Origin of the sequence: Mycobacterium hippophais (genome assembly GCF_027529605.1) — a bacterium.
GTDB lineage: Bacteria > Actinomycetota > Actinomycetes > Mycobacteriales > Mycobacteriaceae > Mycobacterium > Mycobacterium arseniciresistens.
Map to the genome: position 1 here is coordinate 197645 of NZ_JAPZPY010000011.1, position 25256 is coordinate 222900.

The window sequence follows — 25256 nt, forward strand, 5'->3', positions numbered from 1 at the left end:
CTCAGGTGCGTGGTGTCACGCTGACCGGGATGTCGCCCTGGCGGGGCAGGCCGGTGATCGAGTCGTACTCCACGTCGGTGGGCACCAGGCGGCCGACATTGCTCCCGCGGTCGCGGACCTCGTCGTCCTCGGCGGGCAATCCACCGAAGGCGTGGTGCATCGCGACGACGTCGGGACGCAGCGAGTCGTCGGCCTCGACGACGCTCGGGATGCTGTCGTGCGGCGACGTCACGGTGACCAGCGCCCCGGTCTGCAGTCCGAGCGCCGCCATCGCGTCCGGATGCATGTAGGTCGGGTTGTAGGGCTTGCCGCGGTGCAGGGCGGCGAGATTCGTGCCCGACGAGTTCATGAAGTTGCCGTGCCGCCGCGGGATGAGGCGGAACGGGAAGGTCGGATCCTGCTGCGCCGCAACGTACTCGTCGGTCCGGATCGCGACGAGTTCCGCGAGCAGCCGGCCGTTGCCGACGTCGAGTTTCGCGGTGCAGTCGGTGTCGCGGGGCTCCACCACCGCATCGACGTCGAAGATCTTTCCGTGCGGATGGCTGCGCACCTCGTCGAACGGGATGCGCGATGTCGCGCACATCTGCTCGAACAGTTCCTCGGTGGTCAGCCGGGTGTCGCCGTTCATGTTCAGCACGATCGGCGGCGACTCCATGAACCTGCCACCGCCGCCCCCGAAGAAGTTGACGAACCACATCTCCAGCCCCATCCGCTGGGCCAGGCCGAGGAAGAACTGCCACTCCTCGATCAGGTCCGAGCCGGCGGGCGGTTCGATCAGCCTCGGCACGTACTGCCCGTAGGCCGCCGGAATGCCGGTCCCGCTGGCGTAGTACTTGATGAGCTCGCTGCCCATCGTCATGGCCGGCGTCTCCATCTGCATGCGCGGAGCGATGACGTAGTCGGCCAGCCGCGACGTCAACGACATCTCCGTGTCCAGCGTGACGAGCAGTTCGAGGTTTTCCAGCGCCCGCAACGTCTTTCGCTGATCCGGCCATGCCGCCATCGGATTGCCGCCGATGCAGATCAGCGCCTTGACCTGACCCTCGCCGTCGAGCAGGATCTCGTCGGCAAGCGCGGCCGTCGGCATCCCCGCCACGGTGTCGGTCAGCCCGCGCACCCGCAGGCGCTCGCCGTAACCCCAGCCCTCGTAGGGCGGATGCGGCTGCGCCTTCGCGGTGAAGGCGGGCAACAGCGTGTTCGGCCGGGTCACCCTCTTCCCGGCCCGCTGCCAGCGCCCGCAGATCGTCGTCAGGCACAGGCACAGGTACTCGAGCACACTGCCGTGCATCGCGAAGTTCGCGCCGGTGCCCGCGTTGACCATGCCGCCGCGCGTGCCGTACGTCGCGAACATCCGCGCGGCGTCGAGGAGTTGCTGCTCCGGGATGTCCGCACGCTCGGCGACGTAGCCGGGAGTGAACCCGGACACCGCCTCGGCCAGCTCTTCGAACCCGTCGACGTTCTCGGCGAGAAAGTCCCAGTCGCAGAGCTTCTCGCCGATGACGGTGTTGATGATGCCCGCGACGATCACCGCATCGGTGCCCGGTCGGGGCTGGATGTGGATCGCCGCCCGCGCGGCCGTCTGCGAGCGGCGCGGGTCGATGACGATGAGCTTCATGCCGCGGCCGACGGCGGCCCTGAGGCTCTGCGCCGGGTTCTGGCCCGGGATGCCGATCGCCTTGGACACCAACGGGTTCGTGCCGATCAGCAGCCAGGTGTCGGCCTCACCGAAGTCGACGTCGCCGCCGAGCCAGTGGCCGTGGGCGGCCAGCGCGATCTGCTTGCCGGGTTGGTCGATGGTGTTGGCGGTGAAGAACATCGGCGATTCGATCGCCCGGATGAACGCGTTGCCCATGAGCGCCGAGGCGGGGTAGGGCAGCCCGTTCGTCCCCAGGTACAGTGCCACCGAGCGCGGTCCGTGCGCCTCGATCAGCGCCTGCAGCGTGGCGGCGATCTCGTCCATTGCGACGCCGGACTCGACCTGCTCATAAGCACCGTCGGGCCTGCGCCTTCGGCTGTGCAGCAGCCGGGCGGGGTTGTTGTGGATCTCGGGCAGCGCCCGGCCCTTGGCGCAGCTGTAGCCCTTGAACATCGGGTTGTCCGGATCGCCGGTGACCTTGGTGAGCCTGCCGTCGGTGACCGTCGCGAGCACGCCGCAGTGCGCGGAGCAGATCCGGCAGATGCCCGGCCGCGTCGTCGTTGATGGCATCGATGCATGCTAGGCGGTCGCTCAGCGCCGCGGACCGGAATGCGGTGCAGGAAGTGTGACGGCCTGTCAGACCTGTGGACTCAGCGAAAGCACCGTGACATCCGGCGGCGCGCCGACCCGGACCGGTGGCCCCCAGAACCCGGCGCCCCGCGTGACGTACAGCTGGGTGTCGTCGACGGTGGACAGCCCGGCCAGCGACGGTTGCACCTGCTGCACCACGTAGTGGAACGGCCACATCTGCCCGCCGTGCGTGTGCCCCGACAGCTGCAGGTCCACCCCGCGTGCCGCGGCCTCGCTCACCATGATCGGCTGGTGGGCGAGCAGCACCGTCGGCCGCGCCGGGCCGATGCCGGCGAGTGCCCGGTCGAAGTCCGGCGGGTCGGACCGCTGCTCACCGGCGAGGTCGTTGATCCCGGCCAGGTCGAAGGCCGCCGCGCCCCTGCGGATCGCGGTGTTCTCGTTGCGCAGCACGTTCACGCCGAGCCGGTCCAGCTCGGTCAGCCACTGCGCCGGCTCGTCGACGAAGTACTCGTGGTTGCCGGTCACGAAGAACGTGCCCTCGCGCGACGCGAGATCGCGCAGCGGTTCGGCGGCCGCGCCGAGTTCGGCGACGCTGCCGTCCACCAGGTCGCCCACGATCGCCACCAGATCCGGCTCGGCCCCGTTGATGGTCTCGACGATGCGTTCGGTGTGGCGGCGGCCGGCCAGCGGGCCGAGGTGGATGTCGGACACCACCGCGATCCGGAAGCCGGTGAATGCGGGGTCGAGGCGGCGTAGGCGCACCGGCACGGCCAGGACGTCCGGCGGGCCGAGTGCCCGGGTCGCGCCGTAGCCGACCAGGCTCACCGACGCCGCTCCTGCCGCGGCGGCGCCCGCCCTCGCGAGGAACAGCCTGCGGTTCACCGGCGACGACGGCGCGGCGGATCCGGCGGGCTCGGCGGCTTCGGCGGGTTCGGCGACGGGGGCTGTCGTTGGGCCGCGCCGAACCCAGCCACGGAGCAGGAGGCGGACGGGTTCGAGAGCCAGCGACGCCAGGAACAGGTACGCGGGGAGGCCGAACCACACGTAACCCGGCCACGCCAGCCAGCCGAGGCTCGTCACGCCGAAGGTCCGCGGCACCACCAGGGCGGCGACCAGCAGCAGTGCGCAGATGACCAGGTCGGCCGTCAGCACCCACCGCACCAGTCCCGGCCGGGTGGTATCCCTGATCAGCCGCTTCCACAGGTACAGGTGCATCAGGCCGAGGACGGCGGTCAGGATGACGATGAACATCTCGCCTGCAGCCTAATCGGAGTCATGGATGCCGGCCGCCTGGCGCTGAACTCCCGTAAACTTCCCTATCGAGATGCATTTTAGGGATGTTTACGATAGTTTGCGTCCATGGGCTCGACGATGTACTCACCTGACGACGTGGCGGCCATGCTCGGTCTGCACGTGCGCACGGTTCGCGGGTACGTCCGTGACGGCCGCCTGCCCGCGGTGCGGATCGGCAAGCAGTACCGCATCACCGCCGAGGACCTCCGTGAGTTCACCGGCGGCGCGGGCGGCGACGACCGTCCGGCCCCGTCGGCGCCGCCGCGCGTCGACGTGTCGGCGGTCGTCCATGTCGATGCGGCCGACCGCCGCGTCATGGACCGGATCAGCACGCACGTCGTCGCCGCGGCGAACACCGGGCCGGGCCGACGCCCGCTGCACGTGCAGACGTCCTACGACGAGTCGCGAGAGCGGTTGACGGTCATCGTCGCCGGCGACCCGGACGACGCGGCGAAATTGATCACCCTGATCGGTGCCCTCGCCCAGGACGTCGGGTCATGACCGCGATCTACCGGACCGCCGCGGGTGCGCAGGCGGTGGCGCAGCGCTACAACGACGACCTGAGCCGCTGGGACATACCGGCGCAACGGCAGGTGGTGGCGACAAGGGCGGGCGAGACATCGGTGATCGTCTGCGGCCCCGCCGACGCACCGCCCGTGGTCGCGCTGCACGGCGCGGGCACCAACAGCACGATCTGGCTGGCCGACGCGGCGGCATGGTCACGGACCCGGCGGCTCTACCTGGTCGACATCGTCGGCGAACCCGGATTCAGCGCGCCGTCGCGGCTGCCGCTGGACTCGGACGCCCATGCGGCGTGGCTCGATGACGTGCTGTCCGCGGTGGGCGCCGATCGGCCGGCCTTCGTCGGCGCATCCCTGGGCGGGTGGCTGGCGCTCGATTACGCGATCCGGCGGCCGCACCGTGTCGAACGGCTCGCCCTGCGCTGCCCGGGCGGTGTCGGACGCCAGAAGTATGCGGCCGTCATCGCTGCGGCGTTCCTCGTCCCTCTCGGCGAGCGCGGCCGACGCCTTGCCTTGCGGCTGGCGGTCGGCCCGAACGCGGAGCTCGGCACGATCACCGAGTACATGCTGCTCATCCACCGGCACTACCTGCCCCGACGGGACCGGTTGCCGGTGTTCACCGACGACCAGCTGCGCTCTCTGACAATGCCGATGCACGTCACCGTCGGCGGCCGCGACCGCATACTCGACGCCCACGACACCGCACGCCGCCTAGAACGCCTCGTTCCGCACGCCACCGTCACACTGCTGCCGGACCTCGGGCATGCGATCACCGGCGACGGCGCGGCCATCCACCGGTTCCTCGACGACGGCGCACGATCATGAGCGCGGTTCTTCCCCCCGCGCAGGCCGTGCGCACGCACCTCCGCCGGGCGCTGACGGCGGCGCTGCGGGCGAAGGACACCGAGGTGGTCTCGGCCCTGCGCACGGCGATGGCGGCGATCGACGACGCGGAGGCGGTGGACCCCGCCGCCTACGACGCGGGTACGACGGAGGTCCGCGCCGCAGCCTGTCCTCGGACGACGTCCGTGCGGTGCTGCGGGCGCACATCGACGGATTCCTCACCGAGGCCGACGGGTACGACGCGCTGGGCCGGCATGACGCCGCCGCGCGGTTGCGCAGACAGGCAGAGGTGCTGCGCGGCTACGGTCCGTAGCGGTCAGAACGGACTGCTGTTGGACTGCCACTTCGCGTCCTCCGGGCGTGGCCCGAACCGGCGGGCGTAGTCCTCGTGGATGTGCGCGTCCCTGCGCCGCTTGAGCTGGTCGACCAGATTCGGGTCGATCCCGTGCTGCGCCAGCCGGTGCCGACGCCAGACCTTGTTCAGCGCGAGCGACATCAGCACCGCCCAGATGAAGATCGGGGCGGTCATCTCCAGCCGGACGTAGAACGACGTGGGCAACAGCCAAAACGGTGCCAGCACCAGGAACGGCGGTATCGCCATCCGGATCATGTGCCGGCGCACCGCGCCCTGGCCTGCCAGGTCCTCGGCGACCCAGGCCCGCATCGCATCCGGCAGGCGGCGGCCGTAGGCATAGGGAATCCGCTGCCACAGTGAGGGTTTTGTGGTGGCCATGGTGGCTCCTGCTGATCGTGGGTGGTCAGGTGGTGAGGGCGCCGGCGGCGACCGCGGCGGCGTTGATCCGGGTGAGCACCCGGCGCAGTTCCTCGAGTTCGGCGAGGTCGACTCCGAGCCGTGCGACGACGGCAGGGGGGATCTCCAGTGCACGGTCACGTAGGGCGGCGCCCGCGTCGGTCAGTGCGATATGGGTGGATCGCTCATCGGCGGTGCTGCGGGTGCGGGTGATGAAGCCGAGCGCCTCCAGCCGCTTGAGCATCGGCGACAGCGTGGCCGAATCCAGTTGCAGCGCAGAGGCGATCTGCTTCACCGTCAGCGGCGGGTCGTCCGCGGCCGCCGCCTTGCGGTGGTCCCACAGTGCGAGCATCACCAGATACTGCGGGTGGGTCAGCCCCAGGGGTTCCAGCAGCGGCCGGTACACCCCGAGCACGGCGCGGTTGGTCACCGCGAGCGCGAAGCACACCTGCTGCTCGAGGGCGAGCGGATCGATCTCCGCGGTGGTGGATCGGGACACAACTAGATCGTACCCGCTTAGTTAGTGCCCTAACAATATCGCGGTCGTCACACCGCGCCGTCGAGGCGGGCGGCCTCGACGGTGGCGAGCTGGGTCAGTCCGCTGATGTCGAGCACCCTCATCAGCAGGGGATGGACGATCAGCCGCAACCGGTCCGCCACATCGGCGATGGTGAACAACGCGTTGATGGCGGCGCTGTCGACGTAGCGGACGGCGCTGAGGTCGACGGTCACCGCGCCCGCACCGGCGGTCTGCGCGGCGCCGCTGAGCCCCTGGCTAAACTCCTCGACGTTGCTCAGGTCGATCTCCCCGGCAGCGGTCAGCACGACGGTGCCGTCGATCCGCTGGGTGTCCAGACTCAGTGGGGTGGCCATCACATGATCCTCGTCGACAGGTTAACGGTGGTCCCCGCGTCGTCGCTGTCGATCGCGAAATCGTCCATCAGCCCCTTCATCAAGGTGATGCCCCGGCCCCGGCTGACATCGACGACCGCCCGCGGCGGCCGCCACGCGCCGGTGTCGACCACGCGCACCTGCAGCCGGTCGACGAGCACCGTCGCGCTCAGCGTCACGGTGCCGTCCGGCCGGTCGCGGTGGCCGTGTTCGATCGCGTTGGCCACGGCCTCGCCGGTGGCGATGAGCGTGTCGTACGCCTGCTCCGGTGCCACCCCGGCGCGATCCAGCCATTCGCGCATCGCGGTGCGGGTGTGCGCGAGTTGGCCCACCTCGGCGGGGAACTCCATCTCCAGCGGACCGGGCTGCCGGTACAGCAGCAGCGCGACGTCGTCCTGATAGCCGTCGACCGGGGTGAGCCGGTCCATGATCTCGTCGGCCAGTTCCTCCAGCGGCGCCGGGCGCCCCTCCTGCACCACCTCGGCGGCGCGGGCGATGCCCTGATCCAGCGACACCCGGCGCCGTTCGACGAGGCCGTCGGTGTAGAGCAGCAGGGTGGCGCGCGCCGGTATCGTCCGACGCACCTCCGGGCGGGGCTGACCGGGGCGCACCGCGAGCGGGAAGCCACGCCCGTCGTCGAGGATCGCCAGCTCGCCGTCGGCCAGCGCCATGACGGGCGGCGGGTGGCCGGCGCTGGAGTACACCAGGTCGCCCGTGGCGGCGTCGAGCACCGCGCAGAACGCGGTGGTACACCTCGCGCCGGGCAGCCTCGCGGCGAAGCGGTCGAGTTTCGTCAGCGCCGCCGCCGGGCTCGGCTCGTCGAGCAGCAGTGCCCGGCAGGCGCTGCGCAGCTGTCCCATCACCGTGGCGGCCGCGAGGCCGTGCCCGACACAGTCGCCGACGATCATCGCCACCCGGCCGTCGTCGAGGTTGACCACGTCATACCAGTCGCCGCCGACCTGCAGCGGACTGCTGGCGGGGTGGTAGCGCACGGTGAAGCCGCCGGGCAGCCGCGACGGGCCGAGCATCGCGTGCTGCAGGGCCAGCGCGGTCTCGCGCTGAGTGTCGAACTGGTGCACCCGCTGCAGCCCCTGCGAGAGCCGGCCGGCGAGCACCGTCAGCAGGGTGTGGTCCTGCGGGGTGAAGGGCCGGTCCTCGGACAGCTCTATCCAGACGACCAGCAGTCCACGGGGATTGCGGAGCGCGATGCCGACGGTGCCCGGTTCTGACGTGCTGATGTTCAGCGTCTCCGCGTCGCAGAGTGCGAGGATCGAATTACGGTGTGTCGCGGGCAGTTCCGTCCATTCGGCCGGCTCGCCCGCGCACACCAGGGCCGGCGGGCCCGCGGTCTCGCGGACCTCACGCCGGCCCGGGAAGATCAGCGCGAGCACCCGGCGGGCGTGCCAGACGCCGCGCAGCACCTCGGCCGCCGCGCGAATCGCCTGATCGAACGTGTCCACCTGAGACAGCTGCTGATTCAGCGCGGCCAGGGCGGTCTCGCGCTGCACCGCGTAGTGCTCGGCGGTGACGTCGCGGATCGTGCCGACCATGACCCGGCGGCCGCTGTCGGGGTCTTCGGCCCGGTTGAAGCTCACGGTGATCCACAGCCGGTGCCCGTCGCTGTGGTTCACCGGGATCTTGTAGTTGCCGTGCGTCCGGCTCAGCAGTGCCTCGAGGACCTCGGCGCTCTGCCGGTGCGCCTCCGGATCGGACTCGGCGTCGGGCCACCACGGCTGGACGGGTTCGTAGGGCAGTCCGTCGGGGCCGTAGCCGAGGATGTCGGCGAACGCCGAGTTGACCTCGACGAAGGCGCCGTTCTCGTCGCAGACGAAGAACGCCTCCTGCAGCGAGTCGATCAACGCCGACCGCCAGTCGGCGTGGTGGTTGCGCAACCGTGCCATCTCCACGTTCGCGCGCACCCGGGCGAGCAGTTCGGCGGCGGCGAAGGGCTTGACCAGGTAGTCGTCGGCGCCGGCCTGCAGACCTTCGATGGAGGCCTCCTGGCCGGCCCGCGCCGACAGCAACAGCACCGGCAGGGCGGCGGTGCGCTGATCGCCGCGCAGTGCGGCCAGCAGTTCCAGGCCGTCGAGCCGGGGCATCATGACGTCGCTGATCAGCAGGTCCGGCGGATCCGACCGCACCGCGTCCAAGGCCTGCGCGCCGTCCATGACGGTGCTGACGGCGTAGCCGGCCGACTGCAGCAGGCTCGACAGGTATTCGCGCATGTCGGCGTTGTCGTCGGCCACCAGCACGCGCGCCGGGGCACCGGAGGCCGGGACGGCCACGGGCATCCCCGTCCCGCCACGCGCGGCCTCCGACTCGGCGCCGCCGGGCAGCCAGCGCAGCGCCTCCTGCACGTAGGGGTCCGCAATGCCCGAGGCCGGCCGGGCCGCATCGGGCGAGATCAGGTCGGCCACCGGCAGGTGGGCCGAACCGAACGGCAACCGGACGGTGAAGGTGGTGCCCGCCCCCGCCGCGCTGTCCGCGGTGATGGTGCCGCCGTGCAGCCCGACGAGCTCCTTGACCAGGGCGAGTCCTATACCGCTTCCCTCGGTGGACCGCGCCCTGGCGTTCTCGATGCGGTGGAACCGTTCGAACAGGCGCGGCATCTCGGATTCCGGGATGCCTGTGCCCGTGTCGGCGACAGTGATCACCGCGCCGGTGTCGTCGGCCCCCACCCGGACCGTGATCGAGCCGTCGAAGGTGAACTTCAGCGCATTGGAGAGCAGGTTGAGCACCACCTTCTCCCACATGTCGCGGTCGATGTAGACGTCCTCGCTCAACGGCGGGCAGTCCACGTGGAACGCCAGGCCGGCCCGGTCGACGGCGGACCGGAAGACGCTGGCCAGCTCGGCGGTGACGACGCCGAGGTCGACCGGCTCGAAGTGCGCCCGCATCCGCCCGGCCTGGATGCGGGAGAAGTCCAGCAGCGTGTTGACCAGCTTGGCCAGCCGGAGTCCGTTGCGGTGCACCAGCTCCAGCTCGTCGCGGGTCTGGTCGTCGAAGTCCGAGGTGCGGCCGCGCAGGTCGTTCACCGGTCCGAGGATCAGCGTCAGCGGTGTGCGGAACTCGTGGCTGATGTTGGAGAAGAAGGTCGTCTTGGCCCGGTCGAGCTCCGCGAGCTCTTCGGCCCGGCGCTGCTGCGACTGGTAGCTGCGGGCGCTGCCGACGCCGGCGGCCACGTGTCCGGCGACCAGTTCGACGAATCCGCGGTAGCCCTCGTCGAGCCTGCGGTGCCGGTTCAGTGCGGCGACCAGGAATCCCAGCGGCGCGTCGCCCTGCTGCTGCAGCGGCACCACCAGCGCCTGGGTGGGCGGCTCGGTCCAGGAACCGGTCGGCAGGGTCAGCGACTCGGAGTCCAGATCCATCAGCACCGACCGGCCGAGGGCCGGATCGTCGATCGGCCACACCCCGAGCCCGTCGGCCGCCAGCACCTGCGGTGCGGCCGGATGCCCGGCGGGCATGCCACTGGCACCCGCGAGCCGCGCAGCACCGTCGTCGCCGAACAGGTAGATCAGGGCGAACGGAAGGTCACTGAGGTTGCGTTCGAGCTGGTGGGCCGCGAAGTTGAGCATCTGCTGCTCGGAGCGCACCACGCTGGTGTCGGAGCCCAGGTCCCGCAGCGTGGCCATCCGCCGCTCGCCGATGGCGCGGTCGGTGTCCTCGCTGACCACGCACAGCATGCCGACCACATGCCCGGCGTCGTCGCGCAGCGGGCTGTAGGAGAACGTGTGATAGGTCTCCTCGCGGTACCCCGACCGCTCGAGGAACAGCAGCAGCGCGACGTCCCAGGTCGCCTCGCCGGTCGACAGCACCCGCTCGATGCGCGGGCCGATGTCGGGCCAGATCTCCGACCACACCTCGTTGGCCGGCCGGCCCAGCGCCCACGGGTACTTCCGGCCGAGGGTGTCGCGGCGGTAGGCGTCGTTGCAGAAGAACGTCAGCTCCGGCCCCCACGCCATCCACATCGGGAAGCGGGAGGACAGCAGGATACTCACGGCGGTCAGCAGGCTCTGCGGCCACCGGTCGGGCACACCGAGCGGGGTCGCCGCCCAGTTCACCCTGGCGAGGTCGCGGCCGACCACCTCGTCGACGCTGTAGATCGCCGCCACCGCAGGGTCCGGCGGCGTGTGCTCACCGACCACCGCACGTCCTCTCCGCCGTCTTCACGTGGTCCTCGGGTGAGGACGACGCCGGGGACCACACTATGGCCGGACCGCCTGTGCCGGCTCGCCGATCAGCCGCTTCTCCCGCGAACGGTGCTGTACCCGGCGGGGCCGCCGTCGAACCGCGCCCGACCGGTGAAGGCGTTGCGGTAGTCGCTCGGCGTGGTCCGCAGCTGCCGGACGAAGTGGTGCCGGAAGGTGACGGCGGACTCGAAACCCACCCGGGCGGCGATCTGCTCGATCGACAGCGACGACGATTCCAGCAGCGCCAGGCTGGCCTGGATGCGCTGCTCGATCAGCCACCTGATCGGCGTCGTGCCGGTCGCCTTGGTGAACTGCCGCAGATAGCTGCGCCGCGACATCGCCGAGCGGGCGGCCAGCTCGTCGAGCGTGATGGGTGTGTCCAGATGCTCGAGCGCCCAGGCCATTCCGGCGGCGATGCGGCCGTCGGTCGCTGGTTCGGGCACCGGCGTCTCGATGTACTGGGCCTGTCCGCCCGCCCGGTGCGGCGAGATCACCAGCCGGCGGGCGACGTCGTTGGCGACGCGCGCGCCGTGGTCGGTTCGGACGATGTGCAGGCAGAGATCGAGGCCCGCCGCGCAGCCCGCGCTGGTGAGCACGTCACCGCCGTCGACGTAGAGCGGCGCCGGATCGACGTCCACCGCGGGATGGCGCCGCGCGAGCTGGTCAACGTAGATCCAGTGCGTGGTGGCCGTGCGGCCGTCGAGCACGCCGGCCGCGGCGAGGGCGAACGCGCCTGAGCAGATCGACACCAGCCGGGCCCCGCGGGCGTGGGCCGCGCCGATCGCCTCGACGAGTTCGGGCGACGCGGGGTCGGCGACGTTGCGCACGCTCGGGATGATCACGGTGTCGGCGGCGGCCAGGTCGTCGAGCCCGTGCGGGGACCGTACGGTGGCGCCGCCCAGCATCCGGATCTCCGGGGTGGCGGTGCACAGCTTCATCGAGTACCAGGGCCGCGCGATGCCCGCGGAGAACTGCTCCGAGAGTTCGGTCATGCCGAAGATCTCCGCGGCCATGCCGGACTCGAAACCCGACATGCCGTCATAGGCCAGGACCGCCACCGAGTGCATGTCACTATATTAACGATGTGTGGCGTCAGTGCCACTGTTGACTTCGTGCGCTAGAGGCCACGATCGAACGATGTTGTCCAGAGCACCCGTTCGTAGAGACCGATTCCGCGCAGTACGGCCACTGCTCGAGTTCGTGGCCGGGCTGCACGCCGGCAACGGCCTGGCCCACGGCGTCCGCCCGGCGGCGCACTCCCCCGCCAGGACCGGGCGGCCGGCGCGCTAGGGGCGGGCGCCGGCGTCGATCTTGGCGTCGAGCAGTTCAAGTCCCCGCGAGAGCGGGTCGTCGGGCATCGGCTCGTTGTCCGAGGTGGCGATGAGCACCCCGACGATCGATCCGGCGATCACCCGCCGCTCGAACTCGTCGATGTCCGTTCCCATCCGCCGGGCCAGCGCGTCGGTGATCAGGCCGATGAGCCGCACGTACTCCGTGTAGACGAGTCCGCGGGCCTCGGGCACCGTGTACATCAGCCGCTGGCCGGCGACGGCGTCCTCGCGCTCGTCGGCCGTCATCGCACCGAACACCGAGTTCACCGCATGCCGGTATGCGGCCACCGGCGCGAGGTCGGCCGGCGCCTCGACGAACGCCGCGATGATCGGTGCGATCTGGTCGTCGGAGAGCAGCACCGCCTCTTTGGTGGGGAAGTACCGGAAGAAGGTGCTGGCCGAGACGTCGGCGGCGTCGGCGATCTGCTCGACGGTGGTGTTGCCGAAACCCTGCTCCTCGATCAGCCGGAACGCCTCCCGCCGGATGGCGGCGCGGGTCCGGATCTTCTTGCGCGCCCTCAATCCCATGGGCTGCTCTCGCACCGGCATGCCCCGATTGTCCCGCACCGGCGTCACCGGCACGCGCCGAGTTGTCCAGGCCGACTCACCCGGCACGCAGCGACTCGTCGAGCACCACGGTCGCCCGGAACCCGCAGAGCACCAGGATGTGCAGAAGGTAGAGCCACAGCGCCAGCGCGGAGACCGCGCCGACGATCGGCAGCCCGCCGAACGGCGCCGACCACGGGATCGGGATCGCCAGGAACAGCACGAAGCCCTGCAGGAACCCGGCCAGGATCGCCCCGGTGCTGAACGCGCCGATCAGCAACGCGCGCAGGCCGATCCGACCCGGGCCGATCAGACCGAACACCCCGACCAGGGCCGTCGACACCGTGAGCCAGACGATGTGGAACGCGACCACCACACCCCACACCAGCGACCAGCCCTCACCGGCGTACAGCGGGCCGACGTAGCGCGCGGACGCGAGCACGGCGAGCACCAGGAACGGCGCGACCGCCGCGACGGCGAGCAGGCCTGCCCGGCCGCGCCAGCCCGTCAGCGTGTCCCGCGCGGCCGACATCTGCACGAAGGCCCGGCGGAGCCCCTCGCCGTAGAGGCTGGCCGGGAACAGCACGACCAGCGCCTGCAGCCACGACATCGACAGCGCGACGGAGGTCAGCGTGCGCAGCGCCTCCGGCGTCCCGTGCCCGCCGGGCAGGCCGCCGATCGCGTCCTCCATCGCGGCGGTGACGGTGTCGTGTCCGACGAGCCCGCCGACCGCCCACAGCGACGCCAGCGCCAGCGGGACGAGCCCGATCACCCCGAAGTAGGTGGCCCCGGCCGCCCACAGGGCGAGGTCGCTGCCCGGGAACGTCTTGCGCATCCCCGACCCGAAGTCGCGCAGCCGGCTCATCGCGTGCCCTGGCAGGCTGGCGTCATGACGGCGCAGGACCCCGCGGACGACGAGGGCTGGTCGGCGCGCCACGACGGGGTGCGGCCGTCGCCGGTGGTGCGTGGCTGGTTGCGGATGGTGCGGGCGCTGGCCGCCGGTCCGCTGCTCCGCGTCCCACCCGACCTGCTGTCGGCGACCGGGGTGCTCGCGCTGGCCGGGGCGCTGGCGGCCGTCGCGGGCCCCGGCTGGCCCGCTCTGGCCGTGCCGCTGATCGCGGCCGCGGGGGTGCTCGACGGGCTCGACGGCGCGGTCGCGCTGCGCACCGGCCGGGCCCGTCCGCTCGGCGCGGTGGTCGACGCGATGGCCGACCGCCTCGGCGATCTCGTGCTCGGCGGCGTGCTGCTGGCGCTCGGCGCACCACCGGCGTGGGTCGCGGCCGCGCTGGCGCTGGTGTTCCTGCTCGAATACCTGCGGGCGCGGGCGCAGGCCGTCGGCATGCCCGGCGTCGGGACCGTCACCGTCGCCGAACGGCCGACCCGGCTGATCGTCGTCGGGCTGGCGGCGGCGGGCGCCGCGGCGTTCCCCGCCGGCGTGCCGCCACTCGGCTGGGGGTGGGGCCTGCTGATGGCGGTCACGTGGACCGCCGCCGGAGCCGTCGGGCTCGTCCAGCTGGTGGTCGGGGTGCGGCGGTCGATGCCGCCGAAGTTCCCGCCCGCCCGATGAGGCCGGCGACGATCTCCGCCGACATCAGCACCAGGGGGATGCCGCCGCCGGGGTGCGCCGACCCGCCGACGAGATAGAGACCGGGCAGCGGGCTGCGGTTGGCCGGCCGCCGCAGCGCCGCCCGCGGGCCGTGCGACGCCGAGCCGTAGATGGCCCCGCCCGGTGCGCCGGTGCGGCGTTCCAGATCGGCGGGCGTCGAGGCCTCGACGAACCGGATGCGGTCGCGGACGTCGGCGCCGCGGTCGGCCAGCACGTCGAGCACGCGGCCGGCGTAGCGCTCGCGCAGACCCGGCTCGTCCCAGTCGACGCCGCGGCCCGGGTCGTGGGCGGGCGCGTTGACCAGCACGAACCAGCCCTCCGAATCGTCGTCGGGGCGCAGCGCGGGGTCGTCGGGGGCGTGTACGTACACCGTCGGATCGGCCACCGGTCGCGGCGCGCGGCCGAAGATCGCGTCGAACTCCGCGTCGTAGTCCCGCGGGAAGTACACCCGGTGCGCGGCTCCCGGCCGGCGACCCGAAAGGCCGAGCAGCAGGACGAATCCGGCCATCGACCGGGTGTGCCGACGCACCCGCCGCCGCATGGTCGCTGCGGCGTCGGCCGGCAGCAGCCGGTCGTAGAGCACGGTCGCGTCGGCGTTGCTCACCACGGCGTCGGCGGCCACCTCGGCCCCGGCGGCCCGCACGCCGCAGGCCCGGCCGCCGGACACCAGCACCTCGTCGACCGGTGTGCCGGTGCGGATGTCGACACCGAGGTCACCGCAGCGCTTCTCGACGGCGTCGACGATGCGGCGCAGGCCGCCGGGCACGTACCAGGCGCCGAACTCCTGCTCGACGAACGCCGTCACCCCGAGGACCGCGGGCGTGCGGCGCGGGTCGGACCCGGAGTAGGTCGCATAGCGGTTGAGCCACATCCGCATTCGCGGGTCGGGCAGCATGCGGCGGCCGAGGCCGTCGATCGTCCGCCACGGCGCCACCGCCCGCAGATCCGCCGGCCGTGCGCTCATCCGGGCCAGCGCGGGTATCGAGATGGGCCGGCGCAGCACCGGCTCGCCGACCAGTTCCCACAGCCGCCGCGACCGCTCGTGCAGCCGCCGCCAATGCTCGCCCGCACCCGCGCCGAGGGCGCCGTCGAACGCCGCGGGGACGTCGGCCGCACCGTGCGGCAGCGCGAGGAAGGTGCCGTCGGGGAAGGTGTACGCGCAGGCCGGGTCGACGCGGGTGAGCGGCAGGTCGGCCGGCCCGCCGGTGTCGGCGAACAGCTGCTCGAGCACGCCGGGCACGGTGAGCAGCGACGGGCCGGTGTCGAAGGTGAAGCCGTCGCGCGACACGACGCCGAGCTTGCCGCCGACGGCCGGGGCGCTCTCGAACACCGTGACCCGGTGCCCCGCCGCGGCGAGGCGGGCGGCGGCGGCCAGTCCGCCCAGACCCGCGCCGACCACGACGATGCGGCTCATACCGGCCGGCCCTTCCAGCTCAGCGATCCCGTCACCCGGCCGGCCCAGGACGACGCCAGCAACCCCAGCAGGGCGAGCACCGACATCGGGTGGGCGAGGGCGTCCACCGGTCTACCGCCCCATCGTGCGGCGAGGGCGCGCCCGGTGACCGCGGCGGCGTAGCCGAGCGCCCCGGTGCGCGAGCCCGTCAGCGCGGCGGCCGCGGGAAGGACGTAGACCACCGTCAGCGCCGCCGCGACGGCGACGGCCCCCGCCGGTGAACCGAACGCCGCCCACAGCGACTTGCGGTAGCCCTCCCGCAGTTCGCGTCCGGTGGCGTACATGTGGCAGGTCGCCAGCGCCGACCCGTCGGCGATGCCGGTCCGGCCGCCCGCAGCGCGCACCGCACGGGCCAGTTCGATGTCGTCGAGTACGGCGCCCGACACCGCCTGCCAACCGCCGGCCCGTTTCAGGGCGGCGGCCTCCACCAGCAGGAACTGCCCGTTGGCCGCCGCCATCGACGGCCGCGCGGACCGCTCGGCGATCCGCAGCGGCAGGGTGGTCAGCCACGACCACGCCAGCAGCGGCTGCACGAGCCGGCCTGCCACCCCCGCGGCGACCTGCCGCGGCCACGGGCTGAGCAGGTCCAGTGGCCGCGGTCCGCGCAACAGCGCCACCGCGGCGGCGACGGCATGCGGGGCGAGCACCACGTCCGCGTCGACGTACACCAGGACCTCGCCGCGGGCCGCGGCCGCCAGTTGCGCGCACGCGTGCGGTTTACCCAGGAATCCGGGCGGGGGCGGGGCGCCGGTCAGCACCCGCAACCGCGGGTCGGGCCCGGCCAGCCGCCGCACCACGTCGGCGGTGCCGTCGGTGGAGCCGTCGTCGAGGACCAGGATCTCCGCGTCGGCCAGGCTGCGCTGGGCCAGCAGCGAGCGGATCGTCGGCGCGATGCGGTGCGCCTCGTCGCGCGCCGGCACCAGCACCGACACCGGCGCGGTCACCTCCGGCGGTGCCTCGAGCGGGCGCCGCAGGAGCCGCAGGTTCAGTAGCGCATGCGCGGTCCCGGCGGCGGCCAGCGCCGATCCGGCGGTGACGAGTGCCCGTAGGGTTTCGGTCGGGCAAGCAGCGGGCACCTGCAAACTCTACGGAATCGTCGACCAGCGGAGGTATTGCGTGGCGTTGGCCGGCCCCCTGCTCGGAGCGCGGGTGCGGATGCCCGCGGACCGCCTGGTGTGGGCTCTCGTCGCCGCCGCGGTCCTCGTGCAGATCGCCTATCCGTTGACGCCCGAGACGTGGCGCACCGAGGTCACGGTCACCAGTGTGATGGTCTTCTTCCTCGCCGCCGTCGCCGACGTCGCGCGGCTGCACGGCGCCGCCGGGGCGGCGGTGCTGATCGCGGTCGCCGGTGGCGGCGGACTGCTCGCGGAGGCGGTCGGGGTGGCCACCGGCCTGCCGTTCGGGCCGTACGCCTACACCGGCACCCTCGGCGCCGAGGTGCTCGGTGTTCCGCTGGTGGTGCCGATGGCCTGGGTGATGATGGCCTGGCCCGCGCTGGTGGTGGCCCGCACGCTCGCGGTGCGCGGCCCCGCCGTCGTCGCGGCGGGTGCGGTGGCGCTGACGGTGTGGGACGTGTTCCTCGATCCGCAGATGGTCGATGCCGGCCACTGGACGTGGTTCCACCCGGATCCCGGTCTGCCGCTGGTCCCGGGCATACCGCTGACCAATTACGCGGGGTGGCTGCTGGTGTCGGCACTGGTGGTGGCGGCGCTGCACGCGCTGCTGCACCGCGATGACCGGCCGTCGGGCCCGGCGGCGGCGCTGTACCTGTGGGTGTACTTCTCCTCGGTGCTCGCCCACGCGGTGTTCTTCGGACTGCCCGGCTCGGCGGTCACCGGCGGGCTGCTGATGGGACTGGTGGCGGTGCCGTTCGCCGTCGCGCTGGTGCGCAGGCGCGACCGCGCGGTCACTCCCCCCGCAACCCGGTGAGGAACCGCTGCACGCTCCGAGTGAGCGAGGCGGGCACGCGGTCGGGATCCATCAGGTCGTTCTCGGCGAGCGGACCGGCCTCGCCGGCCACCGTCTCCTCGGTGAACACCCGCAGCGTCCTGCCGTGCCCGCGCAACTCCTCGACCGCCTGCAGGAACGACCCCCGGCGCGCCAGCGTCCGCTCGAACTCGCCTGCCGACACCCCGAGGTGCTCGCTGATCAGCCGGTGCCGCACCGCGACGATCGTCGCGCGGACGTCGTCCTGACCGCTGCCGTCGGCCGCCTCTGCGCCGGCCTCGATGGCCACGTCGCATTCGCTGTCGAATCCCATCGACCGGTTGTTGAGATTCGACGAGCCGACGCGCAGCAGCCGGTCGTCGATCACCATGACCTTCGCGTGCACGTAGACCGGGGTGCCGCCGTCGGTCACCGGCCAGTAGATGCCGAACCGCCCGTGCTCGTCGGCCGACCAGAGCACGTGCAGCAGCCGCTGCCTGGCGCTGTCCATCGCCGTCTGCTCGAGCCGGCTCTCCGAGTGCCGGGGCATCACCACGACGATGTCGGGCCCTTCGGCTTCGCGCAGCCGGGCGGCGAGCGCCTCGACGAGCGTCCGGGAGGCGAGGTACTGGTTCTCCAGGTAGATGGTGTCCCTGGCGGCGGCGATCGCCTCGAGGTTCAGCGCCTCCACTTCCCGCACCTCGGTCTGGTTCTCCAGCGCGGGCAGCGTGCGGGCGATGCCGACGTCGATGTCGGTCAGGGTGGGGTCGAGGCTGCGCGGCCACGCCGTGTGGGCGGCGTGCACGGGTTCCAGACGGCGGCCGGTTGCGGCGCGCCAGCGGTCGCGGGCCAGCTCGCCGAGCGCCCGTGCGGCGTCGCCGTCCACGGCGACGGCGACCTCGTGCCGGGGGCCGTAGTTGCGGCCCAGGGCGCGGCGGAACCGGCTGTTGTGCTCGTGGTCGGGGGTGTCCCAGCGGTCCAGGGTGAGGTCGATCCCGCCGCAGAAGGCAATGGCGTCGTCGATGACGAGGACCTTCTGGTGATGCACCGAACCGGTGGGGTGGGCGCCGTCGATCGCGAACTGCAGCCGCTCCTTGCTGAGCCAGTTCTTGACCACCACCGGGGTCACGCCCTGCCAGATGCCCTGCAGCGCAGGGAACATGTTGAGGTTCGACTTGAGCACGTGGACCTCGAGGTCCGGCCTGCGCCGGGAGATCCACCGCAGGAAGGCGCCCAGCTGGTTCGGCCCGGCGATCCGCTTGCCGCCGCGCTCGAAGGTCATCCTGGTGTCGAAGTCCCAGCCGATGAGCACGATCCGGTGCCGCGCGCGCAGCATCGCGGTCTTCGCGTGGTGGAAGTAGTCGGCGGCGTCGACGATGCAGGCGAACCGTTCCGCACGCTCCACCCGCCAGCACGTCTCACCCGGAACGAGCACCGACATGGCGCTGTGTCTACCCCATCTACGTCCAGGCGAACACCGGTTGTTCGAGTTCGTCGACCGGGTCGTGGCGGCCTTCGAGTCCGAGCCACCGCAGCTGCAGCAGCACCGCGCCGGTCGGGGCGTGGATGAGGTCGTTGCCCAGCGGGATCTGTACGACGGGCCGCGGGCTCTCCGGGATGGTGATGAACCGCGGCGAGTCCTCGCGCTGCAGCTGGTGCAGACCCACCCGGTAGACGGCCACCACCTCGTCGGGCGCCGGCCGCGGGTCGAGCCTGCCGCCGCCCCAGACCACCACCGGGGTGATGACGTAGCCGGACCGCGTCGGGTAGTCGTCGAGCAGGCCGAGCACGTTCTCCTCGGGCAGCGCGACACCGACCTCTTCGTCGAGTTCGCGCAGCGCCGCCTCGACCACGGTCTCCCCCGGGTCCAGCCGTCCGCCGGGCAGCGCCCACTGGGCGGCGTGGGTGTTGAGCCGGGACGCCCTACGGCACAACAGGAATGCCGCACCACCCGACACGTCGACCATGCGGCCGTCGAGCCCGGCCTCGGGCATCGGCCGCCCGGCGATCCAGTCGTCCACCGGCGCGGGGTCCACCCGGTCCTCGCCGAGATCGGAGTCGACGAGCACGACGGCGACGGCGGCGTGCCGTTTCGTCGGGTCGGTCACGGTGCGGCGGTCGTGCCCGGCCAGGTGCGTCGCGATCCGGTTCCGCAACGCGTCGTCGTAGGTGATCTGGCTGGGGATCGTCACCCGCTCGACCATAGGGCAGTGCGGCGCGATTCCCCGATGGCGGCCTCGCAACGCTGGGCGATCGCTTAGCATCGCTGCCCATGAGCCGACTCGACCGCGCGGGCGTCACCGAGTGGCGGCGTTTCTGGAAGCTGCCCGCGGCCGCCGGCCTGGGTTACTCCATCGGCGTCATGCACGTCTACTCGCTCGGCGCGTTCATGGCACCGCTGCAGGAGGAGTTCGGCTGGTCCAGGGCCGAGGCGTCGCTGGGGCTGACGATCGTCGGGATGGCCGCGGCCGTCGCCGCACTGCCCATCGGTCTGCTGGTCGACCGGATGGGACCGCGGCGCGTCGGCATCACCGGTGTGGTGCTGGTGGGCGCCGCGTTCGCACTGCTCGGCAGCGCCACCGGATCGCTGGCCAACTGGATCCTGCTGTGGGCCGTGTTGTCCTTCGCCTCGTTCTGGGTGCAGACGACGGTGTGGACCAGCGCGGTCGCCAGCCGGTTCGACAGCTCCCGCGGGCTGGCCTTCGCGGTCACGCTGTCCGGCGGCTCCCTCGCCGCGGCGGTCTTCCCGCCGCTGGCCACCACCTTCATCGCCGCCTACGGCTGGCGCGGCGCGTTCGTCGGACTCGGCCTGCTCTGGGGTGCGCTGGTGGTCTTGGCGGTGGCACTGTTCTTCCGCGGCGCCCAGGACGAACGCCGGGCGCCTCCGGTCGACGTCGCCGCCGCGGCGCCGCCGCCGCCACTGGCCGGTCTCACCATGCGCGATGGACTCCGGTCGGCCACCTTCTACCGGCTCCTGCTCGCCGCAGGTCTATTCGCGTTCACCACCCTCGGCGTCGTCGTGCACCTGGTGCCGATCCTGCGCGATGCCGGTACCGACCCGCTGGCCGCGGCGGGTACGGCGGCGCTGGTCGGGATCTTCTCGATCGTGGGTCGGCTGGGCATCGGGGTGCTGCTGGACCGCTTCCCCGGACGCGTCGTGGGTGCCTGCGCCTACCTGGTGCCGATCGTCGGGAGCGCGTTGCTGCTCTTCGACGGCACGGATCCGGTGAGTCAGACGGTGGCGGCGGCGCTGTTCGGCCTCACCCTCGGCGCCGAGGTCGACGTGATCGCGTACCTCGCCGCCCGGCACTTCGGCATCCGGAACTTCGGCGGCCTGTTCGGCGGCCTGGTGGCCGCGCTCTCGCTGGGCACGGCGTTCGGGCCGCTCGCGGCGGGGGCGATCTCCGACGCCACCGGGGGCTACGGGCCGTTCTTGATCCTCACCATGACGCTGATGGGACTGAGCAGTCTGGCGCTGGCGAGCCTGCGTCCGCCACCGGACTGGACCGGCGCCGCCGAGCCGGATGCCGCATCGACGCTCAGCCCTCCGCCGTGACCGTGAACGGCAGCCGTGCGTCACCGATCTGGATCAGTGACCCGTCGGCGGTGACCGCGGTCGCGGAGATCCCGCCCTCGCCGTCGGCCATGGCCGCGTCGAGCGCGACCCGGTACCGCAGCGTCACGGCCCTGCCCTTCGGGAAGCCCCCGAGGTCGGTGAACTGGCCGAGATGGTCCATGCCGAGGCCCGCCGCGGGGTTCTGCACCGGCAGCCAGGAACCGGCCGCCGCCTCGTAGCGCTCGACGGTTCCCTTCGCGATGCCCGGGACCGGCGCGCAGCTGCAGTTGTCCAGCACCAGCCCCACGCCGACGGCGGGGTAGTCGACCGGGGTGTCGTTGCACACCGTCACCTCGACCTCGGCAGGCGCCGCGCCGGGCGTGATCGTGCCGGAGGCGATGCCACTCATCGCGACCGAGACGCGGTACTCCTCGGGGACGAAGCCGTAGGGCTCGTCGTGCGGCACCGGCCAGTTCTCCGGACTTACGGCGCAGTCGGATTGCTGGACCGTCGGTGCGGCCGTGGGCGCCGCTGTCGGCGCGACGGTCACCGTCGGGTCAGGTGCGGAGCTCGTCGGCGCGGCGACCGTGGTGGTGACGGTCACCGTGCCCGGCGCCATGGGCGGATTGTCCGTGGAGCAGGCGGGGGTCATCGCCAGGGCGGCGAGCGCCGCGGCGAACCCGACGAAGCGCGCGTGTGTGCGTGTCATGCCGCCAAGTGCACCCCACCGCTCCGGTTACCGATCCCAAATGCGCGTCGGGCACGCTGGTGGGGCCATGTCACCCACCCCCCTGCTCGACGACCCCGACGACCTGTCGGCGCTGCGCGCGATGGGCGACGACGCCGACGGACTCTTCGCGTCCTTCGCCGCCTGGGCCGAGGCGAACGGCACCACGCTGTACCCCGCGCAGGAGGAGGCGCTGATCGAACTGGTCAGCGGAGCCAACGTGGTGCTGGCGACGCCGACCGGTTCGGGTAAGTCGCTGGTGGCCACCGGCGCGCAGTACGCCGCGCTGGCGGCGGGGCGGCGCACCTACTACACCGCCCCGATCAAGGCGCTGGTCAGCGAGAAGTTCTTCGCGCTGTGCGGGGTGTTCGGCGCGGTGAACGTCGGAATGCTGACCGGCGACGCGGCGGTCAACGCGGACGCGCCGATCATCGCCTGCACGGCCGAGGTGCTCGCGAACATCGCACTGCGGGAAGGGCCGGACGCCGCGATCGGCCTGGTCGTGATGGACGAGTTCCACTTCTACGGCGATCCCGACCGCGGCTGGGCCTGGCAGGTGCCGCTGCTCGAGTTGCCGCGTGCCCAGTTCCTGTTGATGTCGGCCACCCTCGGCGACGTCACGTTCCTGCGCGAGGACCTCAGCCGCCGCACCGGGCGGCCGACGGCACTGGTGGCCCACGCCGAGCGGCCGGTCCCGCTGTTCTACTCCTACGCAACCACGCCGATGCACGAGACCATCGGCGACCTGCTCGACACCAGGCAGGCGCCGATCTACGTCGTGCACTTCACCCAGGCCTCCGCGCTGGAACGGGCGCAGGCGCTGATGAGCATCAACGTCAGCACCAAGGAGGAGAAGGCGGCGATCCGCGACCTGATCGGCGCGTTCCGGTTCTCCTCGGTGTTCGGCGCCACGCTGTCGCGGCTGGTGCGACACGGCATCGGTGTGCACCACGCCGGGATGCTGCCCAAGTACCGGCGGCTCGTCGAACAGCTCGCGCAGGCCGGGCTACTCAAGGTGATCTGCGGCACCGACACCCTCGGCGTCGGCATCAACGTGCCGATCCGCACGGTGGTGTTCTCGGCGCTGTCGAAGTACGACGGCATCCGCACCCGGCTGCTCAACGCGCGCGAGTTCCACCAGATCGCCGGGCGGGCGGGCCGAGCCGGATACGACACCGCGGGCACCGTGGTGGTGCAGGCCCCCGAGCACGAGGTGGAGAACCTCAAACAGTTCGCCAAGGTCGCCGACGACCCGAAGAAGCGCCGTAAGTTGGTGCGCCGCAAGGTCCCCGAGGGCATGGTGCCGTGGAGCGAGAAGACCATGACGCGGCTGGTCGAGGCGGCGCCCGAGCAGCTGACGAGCAACATGCGGGTGTCGACGGCGATGATCCTCGACGTCGTCGACCGTCCCGGCGACCCGTTCGACGCGATGCGGCGGCTGCTCACCGACAACCACGAGCCCCGCAAGCGCCAGCTCCAGCTCATCCGGGAGGCGGTGGGCATCGCCCGCTCTCTGCTGCAGGCCGGCGTCGTCGAACGCCTCGAGGCCCCCGAACCCGACGGGCGGCGCTACCGGTTGACCGTCGACCTGCCGCGCGACTTCGCGCTGTACCAGCCGCTGTCGACGTTCGCCCTCGCCGCCATCGACGTGCTGGACGCGGAGGCGGAATCGTATGCGCGCGATGTCGTCTCGGTGATCGAGGCGACATTGGAGGACCCGCGCCAGATCCTGGCCGCGCAGCTGAACAAGGCCAGGGGCGAGGCGGTGGCCGCGATGAAGGCCGAGGGCATCGAGTACGACGAGCGGATCGAGCTGCTCGACGACATCACCTACCCGCGGCCGCTCGAGGAGCTGCTGCAGCACACCTACGAGGTGTACCTGCAGACGAACCCGTGGGCGGCGGACTCACCGCTGTCCCCGAAGTCCGTCGTGCGGGAGATGTGGGAGCGCGGGCTGAGCTTCCGTGAGTTCGTCAGCACCTACAAGCTCACCCGGTCCGAGGGCGCGGTGCTGCGCTACCTGTCCGACGCGGTGAAGGCGCTGCGGTCCGGGGTGCCTGCGTCCGCGCGCACCGAGGAGGTCACCGACATCGTCGAGTGGCTCGCCGAACTGGTGCGTCAGGTCGACTCCAGCCTGCTCGACGAGTGGGAACAGCTCACCAGTCCCGATCAGCCGGTCGACCAGCCGGTGGCGGTGCCCGTCCGGCCGCGCCCGCTGACCGGCAACGAGCGGGCGTTCACCGCGATGGTCCGCAACGCGCTGTTCCGCCGGGTGGAGCTGTTCGCCCGCCGCCGCTGGAATGAGCTGGGCGAGTTGGACTCCGGGTCGGGATGGCACGCCGAACGGTGGGCCGAGGCCGGACGGGAGTACTTCGCCGAGCACGCCGACGTGGGTATCGGCGCCGACGCTCGCGGCCCGGCGCTGCTGATCATCGACCGGCAGCCTGGCGTGTGGCGGGTGCGGCAGATCCTCGACGACCCCGCGGGCGACCGCGACTGGGGCATCGACGTCGAGGTCGATCTGGAGGCGTCCGACGAGGAGGGCGTCCCGGTGATCCGGCTGGTGGACGCCGGGCGGATGGACTAGTTGGTCGACGGTGGAGGCTGGGGTTGAAACGGCTCGTACCACCACCAGTCGGCTCGTTCGCCGGTGGGTCCGGGGCACGGTGGGACATCCGGTGGGGGTGTGGTCGGGGGTCGGGCCAGCGACGCCGAACTCAAATTGCTCCCCTTCGCCGTCGGTGACGACCAGGTGCTGCGCGGGGCCGGTGATGGTGATGCCGCCTCGGTGATGCATCCGGTGGTGGTACGGGCAGACCAGGACCAGGTTGTCGAGTTCGGTGGCGCCGCCGTCCTCCCAGTGCCGGATGTGGTGGGCGTGTAATCCGCGGGTGGCCTCACATCCGGGCACCACGCAGCAGCGGTCACGGTGCTCGAGCGCCCTGCGCAGTCGGCGGCTGATCTGGCGGGTGTCGCGTCCGGACCCGATGGGCTGCCCGTGGCGTTCCAGCCACACCTCGAGGTGGCATCGCACAGCAGGAATCGGCGATCGGCGTCGGTCAGCAGCGGCCCTAGATGCAATGAAGCCACCTGTTCCTTGACGTCCACGTGGGCGATCACGGTGGTGCGGTGTCCGTGCGGGCGCCGCGCCACCTCGGTGTCCCAGCCGGCGTCGACGAGGCTCATGAACGCATCGACTGTCGTGGGCATCGGCGGAACCTGACCGTCTGCGCCGTCACCCTCGCCGTCGGCATCGACTCCGCCCTCGGCGTGGTCGCGTTTCCAGTCGGCGACCATCCCGTCGAGATGTGACTGTACGGCGGCGTCGAGTTTGGCCGCCTCCAGTCGCGGCAGGAAGATCCGATAGGTAGTGCCCTTGTCGTCGCAGGTCTTGC

The 25256-nt window shown here is 71.9% G+C and carries 21 protein-coding genes and 1 pseudogene; 7 read left to right on the forward strand and 15 right to left on the reverse strand.

Annotated elements, in window-relative coordinates:
• Position 1: 1 nt before the first annotated feature.
• Complete coding sequence (locus O6P37_RS21890; protein WP_269896057.1) at positions 2–2206, reverse strand: molybdopterin-containing oxidoreductase family protein; 2205 nt, start codon at positions 2204–2206, stop codon at positions 2–4.
• A 66-nt stretch (positions 2207–2272) separates the two neighbouring features.
• The gene (locus tag O6P37_RS21895) at positions 2273–3478 is read right to left on the reverse strand and encodes a metallophosphoesterase (RefSeq protein WP_269896058.1); all 1206 of its coding nucleotides are present in this window, start codon (positions 3476–3478) and stop codon (positions 2273–2275) included.
• A 108-nt stretch (positions 3479–3586) separates the two neighbouring features.
• On the opposite strand from O6P37_RS21895, the gene O6P37_RS21900 reads away from it, so the two are divergent.
• From O6P37_RS21900 to O6P37_RS21910, 3 genes are all read left to right on the forward strand, one after another.
• Entirely contained in the window at positions 3587–4021 is a 435-nt protein-coding gene (locus O6P37_RS21900) for a helix-turn-helix domain-containing protein (RefSeq protein ID WP_269896059.1), read from the forward strand.
• Complete coding sequence (locus tag O6P37_RS21905; protein WP_269896060.1) at positions 4018–4866, forward strand: alpha/beta fold hydrolase; 849 nt, start codon at positions 4018–4020, stop codon at positions 4864–4866. Before O6P37_RS21900 ends, O6P37_RS21905 begins: the two co-directional genes overlap by 4 nt.
• Positions 4867–5074: 208 nt before the next feature.
• Positions 5075–5197 carry a hypothetical protein gene (locus tag O6P37_RS21910; RefSeq protein ID WP_269896061.1) on the forward strand — a complete coding sequence of 41 codons (123 nt, stop codon included), beginning with the start codon at positions 5075–5077 and terminating at the stop codon, positions 5195–5197.
• Between the two features lie 3 nt (positions 5198–5200).
• Here the strand turns inward: O6P37_RS21910 and O6P37_RS21915 are convergent, their stop codons facing one another.
• From O6P37_RS21915 to O6P37_RS21945, 7 genes are all read right to left on the reverse strand, one after another.
• On the reverse strand, positions 5201–5617 hold the full coding sequence (locus O6P37_RS21915) for a DUF5313 domain-containing protein (RefSeq protein ID WP_269896062.1): 417 nt from the start codon (positions 5615–5617) through the stop codon (positions 5201–5203).
• 25 nt (positions 5618–5642) lie between these two features.
• Positions 5643–6134 carry a MarR family winged helix-turn-helix transcriptional regulator gene (locus O6P37_RS21920; protein WP_269896063.1) on the reverse strand — a complete coding sequence of 164 codons (492 nt, stop codon included), beginning with the start codon at positions 6132–6134 and terminating at the stop codon, positions 5643–5645.
• A 47-nt stretch (positions 6135–6181) separates the two neighbouring features.
• Positions 6182–6508: an STAS domain-containing protein gene (locus O6P37_RS21925; protein WP_264014830.1), complete on the reverse strand. Its 327-nt coding sequence runs from the start codon at positions 6506–6508 to the stop codon at positions 6182–6184.
• Entirely contained in the window at positions 6508–10671 is a 4164-nt protein-coding gene (locus O6P37_RS21930; protein ID WP_269896064.1) for a SpoIIE family protein phosphatase, read from the reverse strand. Before O6P37_RS21930 ends, O6P37_RS21925 begins: the two co-directional genes overlap by 1 nt.
• A gap of 92 nt (positions 10672–10763) precedes the next feature.
• Entirely contained in the window at positions 10764–11783 is a 1020-nt protein-coding gene (locus O6P37_RS21935; RefSeq protein WP_269896065.1) for a helix-turn-helix domain-containing protein, read from the reverse strand.
• A 219-nt stretch (positions 11784–12002) separates the two neighbouring features.
• A complete protein-coding gene (locus tag O6P37_RS21940; protein ID WP_269896066.1) occupies positions 12003–12596 on the reverse strand; it encodes a TetR family transcriptional regulator in 594 nt (197 codons plus the stop codon).
• Between the two features lie 55 nt (positions 12597–12651).
• Complete coding sequence (locus O6P37_RS21945; RefSeq protein WP_269896067.1) at positions 12652–13458, reverse strand: YhjD/YihY/BrkB family envelope integrity protein; 807 nt, start codon at positions 13456–13458, stop codon at positions 12652–12654.
• A 24-nt stretch (positions 13459–13482) separates the two neighbouring features.
• Between O6P37_RS21945 and O6P37_RS21950 the strand changes: the two genes are divergently transcribed.
• The gene (locus tag O6P37_RS21950) at positions 13483–14160 is read left to right on the forward strand and encodes a CDP-alcohol phosphatidyltransferase family protein (RefSeq protein WP_269896068.1); all 678 of its coding nucleotides are present in this window, start codon (positions 13483–13485) and stop codon (positions 14158–14160) included.
• Here the strand turns inward: O6P37_RS21950 and O6P37_RS21955 are convergent.
• Together O6P37_RS21955 and O6P37_RS21960 are read right to left on the reverse strand one after the other, a co-directional pair.
• Entirely contained in the window at positions 14069–15613 is a 1545-nt protein-coding gene (locus tag O6P37_RS21955) for a phytoene desaturase family protein (protein ID WP_269896069.1), read from the reverse strand. The genes O6P37_RS21950 and O6P37_RS21955 overlap by 92 nt on opposite strands.
• Positions 15610–16728, reverse strand: coding sequence for a glycosyltransferase (locus tag O6P37_RS21960; RefSeq protein WP_269896070.1), 1119 nt, complete (start codon positions 16726–16728; stop codon positions 15610–15612). The genes O6P37_RS21955 and O6P37_RS21960 overlap by 4 nt, the downstream gene beginning before the upstream one ends.
• A 40-nt stretch (positions 16729–16768) precedes the next feature.
• Here O6P37_RS21960 and O6P37_RS21965 point away from each other — a divergent pair, with 40 nt between their 5' ends.
• A complete protein-coding gene (locus tag O6P37_RS21965; RefSeq protein WP_269896071.1) occupies positions 16769–17581 on the forward strand; it encodes a carotenoid biosynthesis protein in 813 nt (270 codons plus the stop codon).
• Here the strand turns inward: O6P37_RS21965 and O6P37_RS21970 are convergent.
• Together O6P37_RS21970 and O6P37_RS21975 are read right to left on the reverse strand one after the other, a co-directional pair.
• Complete coding sequence (locus O6P37_RS21970) at positions 17559–19019, reverse strand: phospholipase D-like domain-containing protein (RefSeq protein ID WP_269896072.1); 1461 nt, start codon at positions 19017–19019, stop codon at positions 17559–17561. The two genes, O6P37_RS21965 and O6P37_RS21970, sit on opposite strands and share 23 nt — an antisense overlap.
• A 19-nt stretch (positions 19020–19038) precedes the next feature.
• Positions 19039–19764, reverse strand: a complete 726-nt coding sequence (locus tag O6P37_RS21975; RefSeq protein ID WP_408633226.1) for an NUDIX hydrolase — start codon at positions 19762–19764, stop codon at positions 19039–19041.
• Between the two features lie 86 nt (positions 19765–19850).
• On the opposite strand from O6P37_RS21975, the gene O6P37_RS21980 reads away from it, so the two are divergent.
• A complete protein-coding gene (locus O6P37_RS21980) occupies positions 19851–21134 on the forward strand; it encodes an MFS transporter (protein ID WP_269896074.1) in 1284 nt (427 codons plus the stop codon).
• Here O6P37_RS21980 and O6P37_RS21985 read toward each other — a convergent pair.
• On the reverse strand, positions 21118–21843 hold the full coding sequence (locus O6P37_RS21985; protein WP_269896075.1) for a hypothetical protein: 726 nt from the start codon (positions 21841–21843) through the stop codon (positions 21118–21120). The genes O6P37_RS21980 and O6P37_RS21985 overlap by 17 nt on opposite strands.
• A 67-nt stretch (positions 21844–21910) precedes the next feature.
• On the opposite strand from O6P37_RS21985, the gene O6P37_RS21990 reads away from it, so the two are divergent.
• Positions 21911–24448 (forward strand): DEAD/DEAH box helicase, encoded by a 2538-nt coding sequence (locus tag O6P37_RS21990; protein ID WP_269896076.1) that lies wholly within the window; start codon positions 21911–21913, stop codon positions 24446–24448.
• Here the strand turns inward: O6P37_RS21990 and O6P37_RS21995 are convergent.
• Positions 24445–25256: pseudogene (locus O6P37_RS21995) on the reverse strand (DUF222 domain-containing protein); the annotation flags it as partial. The gene O6P37_RS21990 and the pseudogene O6P37_RS21995 sit on opposite strands and share 4 nt — an antisense overlap.

Excerpts from the sequence above, each read along its gene's own strand:
- O6P37_RS21890 (WP_269896057.1), bottom strand. The coding sequence starts at position 2,206 with ATGCCATCAACGACGACGCGGCCGGGCATCTGCCGGATCTGCTCCGCG.
- O6P37_RS21895 (WP_269896058.1), bottom strand. The coding sequence starts at position 3,478 with ATGTTCATCGTCATCCTGACCGCCGTCCTCGGCCTGATGCACCTGTAC.
- O6P37_RS21900 (WP_269896059.1), top strand. The coding sequence starts at position 3,587 with ATGGGCTCGACGATGTACTCACCTGACGACGTGGCGGCCATGCTCGGT.
- O6P37_RS21905 (WP_269896060.1), top strand. The coding sequence starts at position 4,018 with ATGACCGCGATCTACCGGACCGCCGCGGGTGCGCAGGCGGTGGCGCAG.
- O6P37_RS21915 (WP_269896062.1), bottom strand. The coding sequence starts at position 5,617 with ATGGCCACCACAAAACCCTCACTGTGGCAGCGGATTCCCTATGCCTAC.
- O6P37_RS21925 (WP_264014830.1), bottom strand. The coding sequence starts at position 6,508 with ATGGCCACCCCACTGAGTCTGGACACCCAGCGGATCGACGGCACCGTC.
- O6P37_RS21935 (WP_269896065.1), bottom strand. The coding sequence starts at position 11,783 with ATGCACTCGGTGGCGGTCCTGGCCTATGACGGCATGTCGGGTTTCGAG.
- O6P37_RS21940 (WP_269896066.1), bottom strand. The coding sequence starts at position 12,596 with ATGCCGGTGCGAGAGCAGCCCATGGGATTGAGGGCGCGCAAGAAGATC.
- O6P37_RS21945 (WP_269896067.1), bottom strand. The coding sequence starts at position 13,458 with ATGAGCCGGCTGCGCGACTTCGGGTCGGGGATGCGCAAGACGTTCCCG.
- O6P37_RS21950 (WP_269896068.1), top strand. The coding sequence starts at position 13,483 with ATGACGGCGCAGGACCCCGCGGACGACGAGGGCTGGTCGGCGCGCCAC.
- O6P37_RS21955 (WP_269896069.1), bottom strand. The coding sequence starts at position 15,613 with ATGAGCCGCATCGTCGTGGTCGGCGCGGGTCTGGGCGGACTGGCCGCC.
- O6P37_RS21970 (WP_269896072.1), bottom strand. The coding sequence starts at position 19,019 with ATGTCGGTGCTCGTTCCGGGTGAGACGTGCTGGCGGGTGGAGCGTGCG.
- O6P37_RS21980 (WP_269896074.1), top strand. The coding sequence starts at position 19,851 with ATGAGCCGACTCGACCGCGCGGGCGTCACCGAGTGGCGGCGTTTCTGG.
- O6P37_RS21985 (WP_269896075.1), bottom strand. The coding sequence starts at position 21,843 with ATGACACGCACACACGCGCGCTTCGTCGGGTTCGCCGCGGCGCTCGCC.
- O6P37_RS21990 (WP_269896076.1), top strand. The coding sequence starts at position 21,911 with ATGTCACCCACCCCCCTGCTCGACGACCCCGACGACCTGTCGGCGCTG.